Origin of the sequence: Pseudomonas sp. IT-P171 (assembly GCF_949767765.1) — a bacterium.
Classification (GTDB): Bacteria; Pseudomonadota; Gammaproteobacteria; order Pseudomonadales; family Pseudomonadaceae; genus Aquipseudomonas; species Aquipseudomonas fluorescens_B.
The window spans coordinates 82,590-99,950 of sequence record NZ_CATKQN010000058.1; the positions used below are offsets into that span (position 1 = coordinate 82,590).

Genomic DNA, 17,361 nt, shown 5'->3' on the forward strand with positions numbered 1-17,361 from the left:
CGAGCTGAGGCTCCGACCTTTCGCCGAACATGAAAACGGCCCGCTTCCTTTGGAGGCGGGCCGTTTTTTTTGCTTGCGGGGGACAAAGACCCGCTCCCCCATTGGCCGGTGGTGGTTTTGAGGGGGATGTCTGTAGTCGGATGTCCCGATTTTTGAAGGAAGAATCTATAAAAAAGTAGGGCGAATCTGAGTTTCCTGTCCCTTCATCAACACCCCTTGTCGCTCATGCAGAATCGCCCGCCTACATTCTGCAGAGACACATCGGATGTTCGCTCTCGCCAATCAACCGCGCTTCACGCTGACCGTCGACGGCAACCAGAATGAGCTCAAGGTGCTTGAGTTCACGGGAAAGGAAGCCATCAGCCAGCCCTATCGTTTTGACCTGGAACTGGTCAGCGAACGGCCGGACCTCGATCTCGAAAGCCTTCTGCATTGTCAGGCGTTTCTGAGTTTTGATGCGCAAGGTTGCGGCATCCACGGTCAGATTTATCGCGTGGGCCAAGGCGATTCCGGTCAACGTCTGACGCGTTATCAGATCAGCCTGGTGCCGCGTCTGAGCTACCTCGGGCAGCGCGTCAATCAGCGGATCTTCCAGCACAAAAGCGTGCCGACGATCATTGCGCAGGTTCTCAAGGATCATGGCATCCAGCGTGATGCCTTCGCGTTTCGTCTTGGCAGTGACTACCCCGAGCGCGAGTACTGCGTGCAATACGCGGAAAGCGATCTGGCGTTCATCCAGCGGTTATGTGCCGAAATTGGCATTCACTACCACTTCCAGCACAGCATCGACGGGCATTTGCTGGTGTTTGGTGATGATCAGACGGTTTTTCCTCTGATCGCCAAACCGACGCTTTACTTGCCTGACACCGGTATGGCGGCAGATGCGCCAGCGATCAATCGCTTCAACGTACGACTGGAAACCCGCACCACGGCGGTAGCTCGTCGCGACTACGACTTCCACAAACCGCGACTGCAACTTGAAAGCCGAATCGACAACGGGCAGTTGCCGGCCCTTGAGGACTACCACTTTCCAGGCCAGTTCACGGATCGCGAATACGGTAAGGAGCTGGCTCAGCGAGCGCTTGAACGCCACAACGCGGACTACCGTCAGGCTGAAGGGTGGGGCGATGAAACTGCTTTGGTCAGCGGGCATTTCCTACGCTTGGCCGAGCACCCGCGTCAGACATGGAATGACCTGTGGCTGATCACCCAAATTGAACACCATGGCCGTCAGCCGCAGGTGCTGGAAGAGATGGCCGGCAGCAACCCGGAAGATTTCCAAGGCTATAGAAATACCTTTCTGGCAACGCCGTGGGATGTTTCGTTTCGCCCGGTTCATATCGGGAAACCCTCTTTCACCGGTTATCAAACGGCTGTAGTCACGGGCCCAAGTGACAGCGAGATCCACTGCGACGAGTACGGCCGGGTCAAGGTACAGCTTGCTTGGGATCGTGACGGGAAGCGCAACGAACATTCCAGTTGCTGGCTGCGCGTTGCCACGGGCTGGGCGCATGACGGCTACGGCATCGCACTGATTCCTCGGGTCGGCATGGAAGTACTGGTGGGGTTCGTCGATGCCGACGTGGATAAACCGGTGGTCATGGGCTGCGTTCCCAATGGCGCCAACTCGGCACCACTGAATCTGCCCGCCGACAAAACCCGCAGCATTTTCCGCAGCCAAAGCAGTCCCGGTGGTGGCGGTTACAGCGAATTACGCATTGAGGATCGCAAAGGCGCCGAGGAAATCTACCTGCGGGCCCAGCGAAACTGGACTCAAGAGGTATTGAATGACTTGCACGTCGAGGTCGGCAACCGGCGCAGTGCGGTCGTTGGTGTAAGCGATAACCTGCACGTGCGCGGCGATCGACATATCAGCGTCGGCAACCAGAGCCTTAAAGCGAGCGGACAAGTCGTCATCGAAGGCGGTACCAATGTCACGCTTCAGGCGGGCGGGCACTGGATCAACATCGGCCCCGCCGGGATCTTCAGCAGCGTTCCGATAGAACTCGGTGGTGCGCCGATGCCGGCAATGAGTGCGCCGAGCAGCCAAAGACAGCTCGCCGCACTCAGCGTCGCCCAGATTCTGAGCCTCAAAAGCGACGCGCCGTTCTGCGAAGAATGTGCGCGTTGCAAGGAGGGTGTCTGTGCAGCCTGATCGCTTGTCACCTCGCGAATGGCTGGAGCGCCAACCGCTGAAACCTTCGGAGCAACTGTTCGCGATCTTCAGCAATACAAGCTCCGCAGAACCCTTAAAGGCCTGGCAGCGATCGATCGCCGCTCAAGCACCCAGTCCGATCTGGGCCGACACCGACTATGCCGAGTGGGAGCCGGTCATGCCTTATGTCGGAATCGTCGCTGCCGGCAGTGAGTTTCTGGAATGGGCGGCCACGACCGAGTCTTGCGACTGGGGTTGGCTCGCGGTGTCTTCTTCGACTCTGGAAGTGTTGGTCGAGCATTTATGCAGCCTTACGCAAGTGCTTTTGCCTAATGGCAGCGCGGTATTTTTCCGTTTCTGGGATGGGCGTTATTTATTGCCGATTCTTCAGTCTGCCGAGGTAAACGCGGCACAACTGATGCCGGTGATCGGGCGTTGCCTGATCAATGGCCAGTCACTTGAAATTGGCGGTGACGCGCTGAAAACCTCCAGGGTTTTTCCATGGTGGGAAGTCTCCGCAACGCTGCTGGAACATCTCGCTGACCAGTCAAGCACCACTCGGGTGAACAACTTGCTCAAGTGGCTGAGCGAAGACCGTCCTGACCTTTTCGAGGCGTTCTCCGAGAACGTCTTGCGGCACAAGGTGGTGGTCTTTTTAGAGGCGCCAGACCTGCCGTCAGCACCGAAATCAGCCTTGGTGGATTACCTGATATCGGAGCTGGACTGATGGATCAGATCGTACAGATCGAGCAGGAGCTCGACGGCTTCAAAGACACCTTGACGCTCTATCGCGAACAACTTGGCAACTGGTTCAACCGTACTGCCGACAAAGTCAGCCGGGCGACGGACATGCCTTCGCTGATGGGCGTGGAACGGCAAATCAAGCTCGGCAGTACCACCCAGTCGGTCAGCAGTAGCGATGACGATTTTATCTCCAGTGTTGCTCAGTGTCCTGAGAGCAGGATTCTGGAGATCGAAAGCAAGTTCGAGTCGGTTTACGACATTCCACTGGGGAACATTCAGGTTGATGTGATTGCCGTTGATGGCGGCGAAAAGACAACAGTCACGCTTGATGAAAACGGCAAGGGACGGTTCGAAGGTACACCCGGCAAGTTCTACCGTGTTCATGTCCACAGCGCGGTGACTTCGGATCAAGTTGATGAGCTTTTCAAGTCTTACGACGACCTGAGCGAACAACTCGAAACCTGGCTGCGCAACGAGTGGCAAGGTTTCAAGCCGCAATGGTCGCAGTCGGTTTTTGCCGCAGCGGGTAACGGCATGCTCGCTGGAAGTTGGGCCGCAATTATGGGTGTGTGGGACAGCCTCAACGTGCTCTCGGACATTCTCAAGGATCCCGGCGAGTTCGTTGAGCGACTGGGTAGCGGTGCTGATGAGCTGGCCAGGCTCGCAAAAACGGCTCCGGACGTGATGGCAAAAGTCCAACTGTTGGCCAGCGATGAAGCGGCACTGTGTTTGTTGCTGCGCACCGCCAGCCTCTGGTTGGAGATGCTGCCGCCCAGCGAGGTCGCCGGAAAAACCGCCGAGGCTGTATCAACAGTCGTCGTGCAGTTGCTCATCGACATTCTGATCGGGATTGTCCTGACCTTCGCTGGCGCGGGGGCTGGCATTGCTTATCTGAGTATGCGTTTTGCCAGTTACGGCGCCCGCCTCGTCAGCGCCGTGCAGGGATTCGTCAAAGCGATCTTCAACCTCATCGATAACTTCATGAGCTACGTCGACCGCTACAAAAAGGTCGCAGCAAGGGGCGTGGCGGCGGGCCTCAGAAGTGGCGGGGTGCAGCTGCGTTGGGACGCCAAGCGCAACACGACCCTCAAGCAAACCGAACACCACGACGACGTCCCGGTTCAGGCGAAAAACCCCAACGGCGACCCCGCCGATTCCGCCGATAAAACCGCCACCAACAAATGTCCGGTGTCGATGGTCACCGGCGAAGAGCTGCTGACCCTCACTGACGGCTCGCTGGACGGCATCCTGCCGTTCGACTTCACCCGCCTCTACCGCACCAGCGCCGTCGAGATCGATGGCGGGCTCGGTTTCGGCTGGAGTCACAGCCTCGCGCATCGACTGGAAATCGAGGGCGACAACGTCATCTGGATCGATCACGAAAATCGCCGCACCTCTTTTCCACTGCCGAGCATCGAACGCCCGGCCATCCACAACAGCCTCTCGCGCGCGGCAATTTTCCTGGGCGACGAACCAGAAGAATTGATCCTCGCCCAGGCCGGCGATGACACGCGTTTCTATCACTTCATCAACGGCCGACTGACAACGATCAGCGACGGTTACGACAACCGACTGCGCGTCACACGCGACCGCCAGGAGCGCATCAAGCGCCTCGATAACGGCGCCGGCCGAGCCTTGCTGTTGCGTTATGAGCGCAGCCATCTGGTCGCCGTCGATTATCAGGTTTTCGTCCCGGCCCAAAATCTCGACGAGGCTTGGCACACCGAACAGACGCTGATCAGTTACCGCTACAACGACCGCCGGCAACTGATCGAAGCCACCAACGCAGTCGGCGAAAGCGAACGTTACGACTACGACGATCAGCGCGTCATCCTGCAGCGGCAACTGGCCGGTGGGGCGAGTTTCTTCTGGGAGTGGGAACGGTCCGGCAAGGCGGCGCGATGCATCCGACATTGGGCATCGTTTGCCCAGATGGAGGCGCGGTATGTCTGGGATGACGCGGGCAGCGTCACGGTCCGCAACAGTGATGGCAGCGAAGAGGTTTACCAGCACGATGATCGCGCGCGGTTGGTGCGCAGGATCGGGCTGGATGGCGGCGAACACCTCAAGGCCTACGACGACAAAGGCCGGTTGATTGCCGAGCAGGATCCGCTCGGCGCCGTCACCGAATACCACTACGACGAAGTCGGGCGGCTGGTCGCGCTGATTCCACCGGAAGAGGAACCAACTTCCTACGAGTATCGCAACGGTTTCCTGCATGCGCAGTCCCGCGGCAAAGCCGTGTGGACGTATCGGCGCAATGCCCAGGGCGATGTCATCGAGGCGACCGATCCTGACGGTCATGTCACCCACTATCACTACGATGAAAAAGGGCAGTTGCTGTCGATCCGGTATCCGGACAACAGCCGTCATCTCTTCGTCTGGAATGCCTTGGGCCAACGGGTTGAAGAGACCTTGCCGGACGGTGGTCAGCGGCGGTTTTCCTACGATGCGTTGGGTCGGCAGATTACCCGCCAGGACGAACACGGCGCCGTCACCCGCTACCAGTGGGATGCCGTCGGACGACTGCTTCAGACGACGCTTCCCACAGGTGCCACTCGGGCATTCAGCTACAACGCCTACGGAAAAATCACCGCTGAACGTGACGAACTGGGTCGTGCCACGCGCTACGAATACCTTGACGATTTGCACTTGGTCAGCCGCCGCGTCAATGCCGACGGTTCGCAGCTGAAGTATCGCTACGATAACGCACAGCTATTACTGACGGAAATCGAAAACGAGTCGGGTGAGAAATATCGCCTGGATTACACGCCCGGCGGATTGATCCGACAGGAAACCGGATTCGATGGTCGTCGCACCGCGTATGCCTACGACCTCAACGGCCATCTGCTGGAGAAAACCGAGTTCGGCGATGAGGGGGCGCGGTGGGTTACCGCTTATGAACGAGACTCGGCAGGGCGGTTGCTGGTCAAGACGCTGCCCGACGGCATCAAGGTCGAGTATGGCTACGACAGCCTTGGCCGCCTGATCAACGTCAATGACGGCCACGATCATCCGCTGGAATTCGAGTACGACCAACAGGACCGCCTGATCACCGAACATCAAGGCTGGGGCACCTTGCGCTATGGCTACGATGCCAGCGGCCAGCTCAACCGCATGCGCCTGCCGGACGGCAGCAAACTCGACTACCACCACGAAAAAGGCGGCGCGCTGAGCGCCATCGATCTCAACGGCGCGCGGCTCACCACTCACCAATTCGCCTTCGGCCGCGAGCAGCAACGCCAACAAGGTCAACTCACCAGCCACTATCACTATGACGAACAGGGCCGGCTGCAAGCCCACGCGATCAACCAGCCAACCCGATCGCTGTACTTGCGCCACTACAGCTACGCGGTCAACGGCAACCTGGCGACTATCGCCGACAGCCGCCACGGCCAGCGCAGCTATTACTACGACCCGCTCAACCGCCTGACCCGCGTACGCCATACCCGCGACGACCTACCGGAAACCTTCGCTCACGACCCTGCTGGCAACCTGCTGTTGCAGGATCGCCCCGGCGTGGCGACCGTTAAAGGTAATCGCCTGCTGATGCAGGGTGACCGCCATTACGACTACGACGCCTTTGGCAACCTCATCCGCGAGCGGCGCGGTACTGGGCAAAAACTCGTCACCGACTACCGTTACGACTGCCAGCACCGGTTGATCGGCGTCACCACACCCGACGGACGTTGCGCGAGTTACCGCTACGACGCCTTCGGCCGCCGCATCGCCAAAACCGTCGACGGTCACACCACCGAATTCTTCTGGCAGGGCGACAACCTCGTCGCCGAAAGCAGCCGCGAGCATTACCGCAGCTACGTCTACGAACCCGGCACTTTTCGCCCATTGGCCATGCTCGACGGCAAAGGCCCGCGCAAGGCTTGCCCGTTTTACTATCAGCTCGATCACCTTGGTACGCCGCAGGAGCTGACGGACTTTGGTGGCGAAATTGTCTGGTCGGCGAAGTACAACGCCTACGGAAAAGTCACGCATTTAGCAGTTGGCGGGGGAGAGCGGCTCGAACAACCGCTGCGGTTTCAGGGGCAGTACTTTGATGTCGAGAGCGGTCTGCATTACAACCGGCATCGGTACTATGATCCGGAGGTAGGGCGATATCTGACGCCGGATCCTGTGAAGCTGGCGGGCGGGCTGAATCAGTACGGGTACGCGCTGAATCCCACGGGGTGGGTTGATCCGTTGGGGTTGGCTTGCAGTCCATGCCCTGGTGATGTGGATGTTGATGGGCCGTATAGCGAAATTGTACCTGGAGGTGGATTGGCTGCGCATGAAGGTCGGGGCGGGCATCTTATCGAGAAGCATATCGGTCGAACCAAAGCCCAGCTGGCAAAGAGGCTTAGCGACGAGCCATGGCTAGGTCGGACCTCCACATTCTACGACCGTGCTACAGCAGAGAAAGCCATATCTAGCGTGTTAGTAGCCAACAAAGCGCAAATAGAAACTTTCATGAGGAGTAAGGATGGTCAGCTCGTTGTTAAGGATTCGGTTTCTCATCCGGTCGGTGTGTATTTAAAGCGTAATGCATCAACCGTAACGCCGACTTCCAAGCTGCTACTAGTTTTACGAAGAGACAAGAGACTACCCACCGGTTATCGCATACATACGGGGTATGTAGAAAAATGAATAGTAAATTTCCAGAGCTGTTTCAGTTTTTTGCTGGTTACTTTCATCAGGACTGGCACTTTGATTACGAGACTGAAGATGACGTCGTTAAATCATTCGTTGCTGAATCTTCTTCTGAAACGATTTCGCGGGTGAAGGATGAATTGCTGATTGTTTTGCGCGATTTCCAGAATGAAGAGCAGTTGCAGATATTTTTGTTTGAGGAGGTCGGATGCTCCTACTATTACCCTTATGCGTGGCCCTCAGGTAAGGCTTGGTTGGAACATGTTTTTGGCATGCTTTAGGTATGGAACGTATCCGCTTACCTGTGCGTATGGATTAATGGTCGTTGTTAATCCTAGAGAAGAGAGTTGTGCTGGGTAACTGTTTGTATAAGTTTGGTGGTGTTTAAGTTGTCAGCGTTATTGGAGTTTTGTTCGGTGAGGCAGGCGTTGGTTGTGGAGATGAAGCGCTTGAAAAAAATAGTGATTATGTTGATCGGCAAGTTTTTGAGAATTAGTATTTTTAGTAAATTGAAAGAAGGGATGGCCGTGGTGCGAGGTCTTGATAATGGTGGAGCGGAAAATTTGGTCTCTGCTGCTGAGCAGCAAACCATTGCTGACGAGCTTCATGGTGAAAGCAAGAAATGGAGAGCCGTTCCAAGCTCTAAATTTTTAAGCTATAGAGGACAGTTAAATTCATACAATGAAGCGATGACAAGGGAATCCAGAAATATGTCACGTTTTACCGGAGAGGATAGTAAAGGAAATCTGGTAGTGCGAATGGAAGCCGAAAATATAGGTTGTGGATATGAGCCTAATCCTTTAGATCCTGCCAATCCGCGTTACATTTCTAAGATGAATGCGTTCGAGATGAAATTCGACTTTGAGACGTTGCAGCCTATAACGCTTTACCCAATAGAGAAAGTTTAATGTTGATGCATCCTTTTCTTAATGTTCCATATAGCCCTAGTTTGGAGAACTTTCTCGGTGGGTTCGATATATATGATCGCGAAGAGAGTCTTGGTGTTGAATTGTCAGCGTACGATCCTTGCTGTCCTTTAGATAGAGAATTTTTAATATTTCAGTTTATTATCAAGCGCTTCGCTGAGTTGAGTTATCGACATAAGTTTATCTTGTTTTCCGTGTTGGGAGATGCTCTTGATGGCGATTCGAGTGTTTTTTCTGAAGTTTTGGAACATGATCCGATGTCTCATTCCTTGCTTCCTCTTGGTTGGAATGAGATGAAAGAGCCGAGGGCGTTTTTTGAAGATGTTTACGTTAAGTTGTCCGAGGCGTGGGTTCATGACCTGTATAAAGCAAGTCAGGAGGATTTTTCAACTTGGTGAGGCTCTTGCTTAAGTGAGAGGTAAGAACAACGCTTGGCTACAATATTTTCATAAAAGTGGCAGCAAAGGGGCGGGTTATTTTTGCTGCTAACTTCAAAGCTGCTGTTGGTGCTGGTTAATAATGCTCGGCGATCTGAGGGATATTTTTTGCTAACAGGATTTCCAGAGATATGAATAGAGATCTTCCTGAGTTGCACGATTTTTTGGTGCTTACTTTCACCAGGACTGGATGGTCGAGCATGATTCGGCTGAACAAGTGATCGATGCTTTTTTAGTTGATACTGACTCCGGAGATTTAATGTCAGTCAGTCAAGAAATCAGTTTTCTGCTTGAACAACGGAAAGATGAAGTGGAATTGAGGGAGTATTTATTAAAGGAGATGAGCTGTTATTACTGCTATTGGAATGTTTGGGAGTCAGGCGAATCATGGTTGCGTCATATTGCTAGAAAGCTGAATTGCCGAAATTGATAGAGAGAACTCGTGCCCTCGATTTACCATTGGCGATTTTTTGGGCAGATAGATTTTATGACCGCTTCGCGCTCAATTCGCGGGCAAGCCACGCTCCCACAGGATTGAAGTCGTTCCCGTTTTTTGTGGCTTGACTCGGTCCTGTGGGAGCGTGGCTTGCCCGCGAAGGCGGTCTTACAGGCAGCGAAATTTCTGGGCAAGGTCGTCGGAAGTTTCCTTCAATTTCTATCGGTTTCCATGAACTGGTGCGCATCGAGCCGCATCGATAGTCTTGGGTGGTCACTGCAAATTCAGTGACAGGGTGTGGAAGCCCTTCTATCGTTAGGCGCGTCAAGCGCCACCAGTTCGGCGTTTTTTATCGTCTGTGTTTTATGGTGGCTGTGCGCGGGGCGCTTTCGAGTGCGCCGAGTGCCTAACGTCTCGGTCTTCCACACCTGCGTACAGCCGCCACCCATTGCGTGGAAGTGATTGTTGGCGGTCCAATTCATACGTTAGGAATCAGACTGATGACAAATCTTCACCCCGATCCACCCTACGAAAAACCAGCCCCTCCACCCAAAAGCCGTTTCATGGCACTGACCAGCAACTGCGACGACATGCCCACCTTGTTCGTCGATACCCTCGCACCACTCGACGTTTTATACGACGCGGCCAGCTTTCGTATCCGCGCCGTCACCCAAGTCATGGAAAACCTGTCGATGCGTGGCTCGGTCGAGTGTCAGTCCTTCATCCTCAGTGACTTTGCCTTGCTCTGCGCCATTCCGTTGCGGGATGGGTGTGATGTGCTGGATGTGTTGGGGCGGCGGTTGAAAGCGCTGTCGTAACATCGGTAAAGGGGGATCCTTCCGGTGTAATTGCAGGAAGGATCGTCCGGATGATTTTTGATGACCTACTTTGGTAGGTACTGATCCTGAGATTTGACGAATGCTTCGAATTCCGCGGAGTTGTAAACCTCTAGGCAACCATAAAAAACCATTTTTTTATCGGAGTGCTTGCTGACGGATGAGGTCCTTGCGTAGGCATTACGCATGTATTTCTCGGTTTCTGCGTAGGGATCGTGCGTGACTTCAAGGGTGTCCTCGTTTTGAACGATCAGATGCTGACCTTTTCCCATCGACGAGTAGGCGCCAATCGCGAGTCCTATATCAGATTTGATTTCTGACTCGCCCTTGAATTGGCCGGAAATACAGTTGGCCAACCCATAATTTTTAAGCGTTTCTCGAGCCTTGTCGATACTGATTTCAGCAGATATGGCTCGCCCTGAAACCAATAGCAGTGCCAGCACAATTAACTGCGAGCGCGTCATCCTTTCAACTCCCAAAAGTTTATTTTTTCCAGCTTTACCCTCGGATTGTCATAGGTGTGGCTGTCTTGCCTATGGTAGTCACTTTCGTCACCGGTCACGCTCCCGTTCCAAAGGGTCGCGTGGCCTGATGCGTCGCTCCACCCGGTGATCTCCATGACAATGACGCCTTTTTTGCCATTTATAAAATTTGAATTACTTTGCGTCAAAATATGGTCGGGTTCGCCCCAGTTATGTCTAAGAAATGCGAGGAAATCTACCACCTTCATGATGTAGGGGAGTTGGTCCGCTCCACTCAATCGATAGATGGGCTGGTTTTTTATGATCGTGCCTTTGGGGATTTTGTATCCGCCATAGTTAAAGGCTCTGCTTATCCTCAAGGCGCAGGCATTCGCATAAGCATCAGGCTTTTCAACTCTTGCCGCTTCGACTCCGTCGCCGACATGAGCGAATGCCCGCTCAGCCGCGAAGCCCTGACGTTCGCCTCGGTACAAGGTAAACTTCCCGGCCTTCGCAGGAGCAATCATGAATTATCGTCACGCCTTCCATGCCGGCAATCACGCCGATGTGTTCAAACACCTGACTTTGACCCGCCTCATCGCCCTGATGTCGCGCAAGGAGCAGCCGTTTGCCTATCTCGACACTCACGCCGGCATTGGTCTGTATGACCTGCAGGGTGATCAGGCGAGCCGCACCGGGGAGTACCTGGAAGGCATCGCGCGGTTGTGGGATCAGCCGGACCTGCCGGCGTTGACCGCCGATTACATGAAGGTGCTGCATGACATGAACCCGGATGGCCAGTTGCGCTATTACCCGGGGTCGCCGGAGCTGGCGCGGCGTCTGACGCGGCCGCAGGATCGGGTGATGCTCAACGAGAAGCATCCGGAAGACGGTGTGTTGCTCAAGGACAATATGGCCGGCGACCGTCGGGTGAAGGTTCACCTGGGCGAAGGCTGGCATGTGCCCCGGGCGATGCTGCCGGTGCAGGAGAAGCGGGCGGTAATGTTGATCGATCCGCCGTTTGAGCAGCTGGATGAAATGCAGCGCTGTGCGGCGGCGCTGAAAGAGGCGGTTGGCCGGATGCGCCAGACCGTGGCGGCGATCTGGTACCCGGTGAAGGACCAGCGCATGTTGCGGCGTTTCTATCAGGATCTCGCAGGGTCGGGCGCGCCGAAGTTGTTGCGGGTGGAATTGCTGGTGCATCCACTGGACACGCCGAACAGTTTGAACGGTTCCGGGTTGGCGATTGCGAATCCGCCGTGGGGGCTGGAAGAGGAATTGCGTGAGTTGCTGCCGTGGTTGTCCAAGAAGCTTGGGCAGACCCAGGGTGGGTGGCAGATGGATTGGTTGATTGCTGAGTAAGCAGAGAATTTGTGGCGAGGGAGCTTGCTCCCGCTGGGGCGCGGAGCGGCCCTGATTTCGGTAGCGATGTTCATTCAGCAAGAACCCGCATACCGATTTTACGACTGCTTCGCAGCCGAGCGGGAGCAAGCTCCCTCGCCACAGGTATTGCGCTAAGTCAGATCGGGCACGTCACGCCCGTACCGCCAATCCCGCAATACCCTTCGGGATTCTTGGCCAGATACTGCTGGTGATAGGCCTCGGCGAAGTAGAACGTCGGCGCTTCTTCGATTTCAGTCGTGATCGTGCCTTTACCCGCCTTGGTCAACTCGGCCTGGAATACTTCCTTGCTGTGATTGGCGGCTGCCAATTGAGTCGGGTTGGTCGCGTAGATGACCGAGCGATATTGGGTACCGATGTCGTTGCCCTGACGCATGCCCTGAGTCGGGTTGTGCAGTTCCCAGAACATCTTCAGCAGCTCTTCATAGCTGACTTTCGCCGGCTCGTAGACCACCAATACCACTTCGCTGTGGCCGGTCAGGCCCGAGCAGACTTCTTCATAGGTCGGGTTCGGCGTAAAGCCGCCGGCGTAACCCGCCGCCGTACTCACCACACCTTCACGCTGCCAGAACTTGCGTTCCGCACCCCAGAAGCACCCGAGACCGAAGATCGCGAAATCCACGTCCATGGCAAACGGGCCCAGCAGCGGGGCGTCGTGGACGAAGTGTTTTTCCGGCACGGTCATCGGGGTTTCGCGGCCAGGCAGCGCTTGTTCTTTAGTAGGGAGCACGTTTTTGTTCACCAGAATTTCCGAGCGCAGAACCATTATCAGTCCTCTCAGTCAGGTTGAAATTGTCAGACGCGCAGTTTGCCCGAATGCAGCCCCGCTGTCAGGCGAGCGGGCCACGCGGGTAGCGCTTGAGCTTTTCGATCAGCTCGGAGCCCGGGATCGGTCGGTCGAACAGGTAGCCCTGGCCGACGTCACAGCGGTGGCGGCGCAGGAAAGCCAACTGCTCGGCCGTCTCGATGCCTTCCGCCACGACCTTGATTTTCAGGTTGTGGGCCATGGCGATCACCGCGGAGGTGATTTCCATGTCGTCCTGGTTGTCCGGGATTTCGTGAATGAAGCTTCGATCAATCTTAATGATGTCGATCGGGAATTTTTTCAAGTAACTCAGCGACGAGTAACCGGTGCCGAAGTCGTCCATGGCCAGGGTCAGGCCCAGGCGTTTGAGCTGGTCGAGCTGCAAGTGGGTGTCTTCGGTGGCTTCCAGCAACAGGCCTTCGGTCAGTTCCAGCTCCAGCAGGTTCGCCGGCAGCGCTTCTTCCTTGAGGATGTTGGCGATCGACGACACCAGGTCCGGGTCGGAAAACTGCTTGGGTGACAGGTTGATCGCCACTTGCAGGTTGCCTAGGCCCGCCGCCGTCAGGTCTTTGCTCATGCGGCAGGCCTGGCGCGCGATCCATTTGCCGATTGGAATGATCAGGCCGGTTTCTTCAGCGACGCTGATGAACTGATCCGGGCGGATCATGCCCTTTTCCGGATGGTTCCAGCGCAGCAGCGCTTCCATGCCGAGCAGGCGGCCGCTGCGCAGGCAGAGCTTGGGCTGGTAGAACACGTCCAGCTCGTTTTGGGTCAGGGCGCGGCGCAGGTTGTTCTCGACGAACAGTTTGTAACTGGCTTCGGCGTTCAGCGCTTCGGTGAACACCTGGACCTGGTGCTTGCCGTTGGCCTTGGCCTTGTGCAGCGCGAGTCCGGCGTTACGCATCAGGGTTTGTGGATCGCGGCCATGCAGTGGCGCGCAGGCCAGGCCAACAGAGCCGGTGACGCTGATCAGCTGGTTGTCGACGAACATCGGTTTGTCGAGGGTCGCCAGCAGTTGGTTGGCGACTTGCTGGCCCATCGCGAGGTCGGTGTCGTCCAGCAGTACGGCGAATTCGTTACTGGCGAAACGCGCCAGGCTGCCGCTCGGGATCAGGCTGTTGCGCAGGCGCCGCGCCAGGCTGATCAGCAGCTTGTCGCCGGTCTGGTGACCGAGGCTGTCGTTGATCCGCTTGAAGTTGTCGATGTCCACCAGCAACAGGCTGATCGGGGTGTCGCTGTCTCGGGCGAAGCGTTCATCGAGGTTGCGGATGAACGCTGGTCGGTTGCCGAGGTTGGTCAGGTTGTCGGTGTAGGCCAGGCGCTCGATGCGCTGCTGGGCGAGTTTGGTCTGGGTGATGTCTTCGTAGATGCCGATGTAATGCGTTAGCTCGCGGTTGTCGCCGTACACCTTGGAGATCGACAACTGGCCCCAGTAGGGTTCGAGGTTTTTGCGCCGGCTTTTGAATTCGCCCTGCCAGCTGTTGCTCTTGGCCAGCGCCGAGGGCGCGTCGAACAGCAGTTCGCTGAGGTTTTCCAGGGCCGGCAGTTCCGACAGCCGCTGGCCGTGGACTTCTTCGGTGCTGTACTGGGTGATCGCGGTGAAGCTCGGGTTGACGTATTCCACCACACCGTCGCAATTGACCAGCAAAAAGGCGTTGGCACTCTGCTCGACCGCCCGCTGGAACAGGTGCAGGGCGCTGGTGACGGTGCGGCGGTTGTGGTTGTTGATGACCTGGGCGAACTGATCGGCCAGCTCGCCAGCGAAGGCGATTTCGTCGGACTGCCAGGCGCGGGTCGCACCCGTTTGTTCCAGGCAGAGCACGCCGACCACCTGGCCATCCACGCGAATGCTGGCGTCGAGCATCGCGTTGACGTTGCGCGGGCGCAGGCTCTCGGCCATTTCCCGGGTGCGCGGATCACGAATCGCATTGTGCGCATCGATCGCTCGGCTGCCGTGCAGCGCATCCATGTAATCGGGGAAACCGCTGATGTCGATTGGTTCCGGCATCGCGTATTCCCGAGTGGCACGGTGATACGCCGAGATCGGCACCAACATCGAGCCGTCGAGGTTCCACAGGCTGGCGCAGTCGATTTCGTAGATGTCACAGGCACTGCGGGTGATCAGTTCAGCGGCTTCTTGCAGGGAATTGCCGGAGCTGTAGCGCTGGCGGGTCAGCAGCAGGATCAGGTCTTGCTGGGCGCGCACGCGATCCAGGTGCAGGAGTTGCTCCTGTTGGGCGCGCTGATTGAGTTCAAGGGCGATCTGCAGGCGCGAGTTCTGGGTTTCCAGGTCCAGCGCCGGCAGCAGCGGTTCGCCCTCGAACAGACCGTCGACCACCAGCAGGTAGCCGCGCAGCAGGTGTCTGTTGTGTTGTTTGTAGGCTTCGCCCATTTCCAGCAGGCTCAACGTGCCGGCGGCGGTGTGCAGGGCGTAGCGGATCAGGTAATGCGGGCACTCGGTGAGTTGCTGCTGGATGGCGTCATGCAGCTGATAGCGCGCTTCGGGCTCCATCAGGCTGGCGTAGGGTGAGCCGACCAGGGCGCAGAGCTCCACTGCCGGCAGACCGAACTGTCGCTCGCAATTGGGATCGAGAAACAGCAGCGCCCAGCTTGGTTCATTCAGCCGTTCGAAACGCAGCATGCCGAGCCGCGAGGGCACAGGCAACTGCGTCACTACCTCGGCCACCATACGGCTGGCGGCATCGGGTTGGCTCTTCATATGGAGGGAAACTCGCTTCGAATGTGCTGATCGCGCCGGGCTCTCGCCCTCTTTACTGTTGCCTGCGGCAAGGTTGCATCATTGCGACACTGACTGACAAGAGACATGAAGGCCAAGTGCTATAAGAATATGTCGGCAGAGGCGAAGATTTCTTCAGCGTGGGCCGAAAAGTAATGTTTTTACCCAAAAGATCGCAGCCTTCGGCAGCTCCTGCAGAGGAATGCAATCTCATGTAGGAACTGCCGCAGGCTGCGATCTTTTTGCGATTAACGCAATTTGATGTTTGTCGAATGCAGCGGTTTGCCTTCCCGGTCGTGATAACTGACGCGAATCCGCTCTGACTCTACGATCAGATGGGCAAAGTTGTCCTGGCTGATCACCTCGCTGGTCAGTTCATGCCGATAAACTCCCGCGGCAGCCTGCGCCAGTGGTTGATCGAGGATGAAGGTGGAGGCCTTGGCGTAGGGCAGCAGTTTGCTGTTGCACAGCGGCGAGGAGACGATGGTGTGAACCTCGAAATCCGGGTCTTCGCTGTGTGTCAGCCGGCTGGTGAGGGAGCCGTGCACATCGCCGGACACGAAGAAGACGTTCTTGATGCGCTGTGTGCGAATAATCTCCAGCAATCGCAGGCGTTGTTCCGGAAAGGCTTGCCAGGCGTCATTGCCCAGGCGCTTGCGATCGGGATAGAACATCACACTGGTGACGACGAATTTTACCCGGGCCGGACTGTGCATCAGCCAATTGCACAAGGCTGTTTCCTGCTCGTTGTCGAGGATCCGCCGGTCGCTGGCCGATAGATTGCGTCGGGTTCGGCTGTCGGTGACAAACCATTCGATATCACCATGGGTGAATTGATACCAATAGCGCTCCAGGTGTCGTTCGATGTTTCCATCTTCCAGCAACTCTCGGGCGGGGCTGTGGCTGGCTTGATATAACTCATAGGCGGCGATGGCATTGTTATAGAGATCGTCGTCGTTTTTGTTTTTATTGGCGGGCCAGTTGTCTTCAATTTCATGGTCGTCGAGGATCATGTAAGTCGGTGTGCCGGACATCAACTTTGCTATATGTGGCTGGGAAAAAGCGATGCGGTACTTACTGAGTATTTCCTTGTATTCCCGATCCGGGGCGATGATGTTCAAGTCATCGATATAGACTTGGTCGCCCGTCATCAACAGTGCGCTGATGGGCGTTTCGGTGCGCTGTGCCAGATGGGTGATGGAAGCGAAGATCCGGTCGCCCAGATGCGGGAGCGAAGGCGCACCGACCGTCATCCGCAGGTAACGGCATGACCCGACGATGTAAGCCCGTGGCACGGCGGGATTGCTGGACGGGGTGCTGAAACGGTAGACAGTCCGGGGCCATTGCAACGGCAGTTCCTGAATCGTCTCGACGGTGTGCACCGGGCTCATGGGGCTGAACCAGCCCGCCTGGTATTCGTACTCGGTATCGGCGGCTAGGCCGTTGAGCGCGAAGACGTCGCACATGTCTCGCGCGGCAGTCAGTTGAATGAACATTCCTTTGGACCAGGGCGTGTCGCCGCTGCGTCGATAACGAACTCCACCAAATACCAGCGTGTCTTTTTGAAGTCCTCCACGTAAAAAGATACGTGCGTGATGAGCTGTAGTGTGGCCAATGATGGGGCCGACTGTAGGTTTGAACATATTCGAATCCATTCGAAGGAGTGCTAACTAATCAATTAAGTTTGTTTAACTTTTCGTCAGTTGTTTGTGTAACTAAGCCTAGAGGCTGGCCGGAAAAAAATATCGTGCCGAAGTGGATTCGAGTTGTGGGTGAACT

Annotated in this window: 14 protein-coding genes; 9 read left to right on the forward strand and 5 right to left on the reverse strand. The window is 56.3% G+C overall.

Annotated features, from left to right (window positions below):
- The first annotated feature begins 265 nt into the window (after positions 1–265).
- The 8 genes from ACM6I5_RS26620 (at position 266) to ACM6I5_RS26655 (ending at position 10,160) form a co-directional block, all read left to right on the forward strand.
- Positions 266–2,155 (forward strand): type VI secretion system tip protein VgrG, encoded by a 1,890-nt coding sequence (locus ACM6I5_RS26620; RefSeq protein ID WP_414884991.1) that lies wholly within the window; start codon positions 266–268, stop codon positions 2,153–2,155.
- Entirely contained in the window at positions 2,145–2,882 is a 738-nt protein-coding gene (locus ACM6I5_RS26625; protein ID WP_414884992.1) for a DUF4123 domain-containing protein, read from the forward strand. Before ACM6I5_RS26620 ends, ACM6I5_RS26625 begins: the two co-directional genes overlap by 11 nt.
- Positions 2,882–7,540, forward strand: coding sequence for an RHS repeat-associated core domain-containing protein (locus ACM6I5_RS26630; RefSeq protein WP_414884993.1), 4,659 nt, complete (start codon positions 2,882–2,884; stop codon positions 7,538–7,540). Before ACM6I5_RS26625 ends, ACM6I5_RS26630 begins: the two co-directional genes overlap by 1 nt.
- Positions 7,537–7,824: a contact-dependent growth inhibition system immunity protein gene (locus tag ACM6I5_RS26635; RefSeq protein ID WP_414884994.1), complete on the forward strand. Its 288-nt coding sequence runs from the start codon at positions 7,537–7,539 to the stop codon at positions 7,822–7,824. The genes ACM6I5_RS26630 and ACM6I5_RS26635 overlap by 4 nt, the downstream gene beginning before the upstream one ends.
- A 159-nt stretch (positions 7,825–7,983) precedes the next feature.
- Complete coding sequence (locus ACM6I5_RS26640) at positions 7,984–8,451, forward strand: hypothetical protein (protein ID WP_414884995.1); 468 nt, start codon at positions 7,984–7,986, stop codon at positions 8,449–8,451.
- Positions 8,451–8,867, forward strand: coding sequence for a hypothetical protein (locus ACM6I5_RS26645; RefSeq protein ID WP_414884996.1), 417 nt, complete (start codon positions 8,451–8,453; stop codon positions 8,865–8,867). Before ACM6I5_RS26640 ends, ACM6I5_RS26645 begins: the two co-directional genes overlap by 1 nt.
- A gap of 229 nt (positions 8,868–9,096) precedes the next feature.
- Positions 9,097–9,336, forward strand: coding sequence for a contact-dependent growth inhibition system immunity protein (locus tag ACM6I5_RS26650; protein ID WP_414884997.1), 240 nt, complete (start codon positions 9,097–9,099; stop codon positions 9,334–9,336).
- Positions 9,337–9,842: 506 nt separating this feature from the next.
- Positions 9,843–10,160 carry a hypothetical protein gene (locus ACM6I5_RS26655; RefSeq protein WP_017336188.1) on the forward strand — a complete coding sequence of 106 codons (318 nt, stop codon included), beginning with the start codon at positions 9,843–9,845 and terminating at the stop codon, positions 10,158–10,160.
- Between the two features lie 65 nt (positions 10,161–10,225).
- Here the strand turns inward: ACM6I5_RS26655 and ACM6I5_RS26660 are convergent, their stop codons facing one another.
- A complete protein-coding gene (locus ACM6I5_RS26660; RefSeq protein WP_414884998.1) occupies positions 10,226–10,642 on the reverse strand; it encodes a hypothetical protein in 417 nt (138 codons plus the stop codon).
- Positions 10,639–11,166 (reverse strand): type VI secretion system amidase effector protein Tae4, encoded by a 528-nt coding sequence (locus ACM6I5_RS26665; RefSeq protein ID WP_017336190.1) that lies wholly within the window; start codon positions 11,164–11,166, stop codon positions 10,639–10,641. Before ACM6I5_RS26665 ends, ACM6I5_RS26660 begins: the two co-directional genes overlap by 4 nt.
- Between ACM6I5_RS26665 and ACM6I5_RS26670 the strand changes: the two genes are divergently transcribed.
- On the forward strand, positions 11,165–12,001 hold the full coding sequence (locus tag ACM6I5_RS26670) for a 23S rRNA (adenine(2030)-N(6))-methyltransferase RlmJ (RefSeq protein ID WP_414884999.1): 837 nt from the start codon (positions 11,165–11,167) through the stop codon (positions 11,999–12,001). The two genes, ACM6I5_RS26665 and ACM6I5_RS26670, sit on opposite strands and share 2 nt — an antisense overlap.
- Before the next feature lie 157 nt (positions 12,002–12,158).
- Here ACM6I5_RS26670 and msrA read toward each other — a convergent pair whose 3' ends face one another.
- From msrA to ACM6I5_RS26685, 3 genes are all read right to left on the reverse strand, one after another.
- Positions 12,159–12,806, reverse strand: a complete 648-nt coding sequence (gene msrA, locus ACM6I5_RS26675; protein ID WP_017336192.1) for a peptide-methionine (S)-S-oxide reductase MsrA — start codon at positions 12,804–12,806, stop codon at positions 12,159–12,161.
- A 64-nt stretch (positions 12,807–12,870) separates the two neighbouring features.
- The gene (locus ACM6I5_RS26680; protein WP_414885000.1) at positions 12,871–15,564 is read right to left on the reverse strand and encodes a putative bifunctional diguanylate cyclase/phosphodiesterase; all 2,694 of its coding nucleotides are present in this window, start codon (positions 15,562–15,564) and stop codon (positions 12,871–12,873) included.
- Between the two features lie 266 nt (positions 15,565–15,830).
- On the reverse strand, positions 15,831–17,225 hold the full coding sequence (locus ACM6I5_RS26685; RefSeq protein ID WP_414885001.1) for an alkaline phosphatase D family protein: 1,395 nt from the start codon (positions 17,223–17,225) through the stop codon (positions 15,831–15,833).
- Positions 17,226–17,361 lie beyond the last annotated feature (136 nt).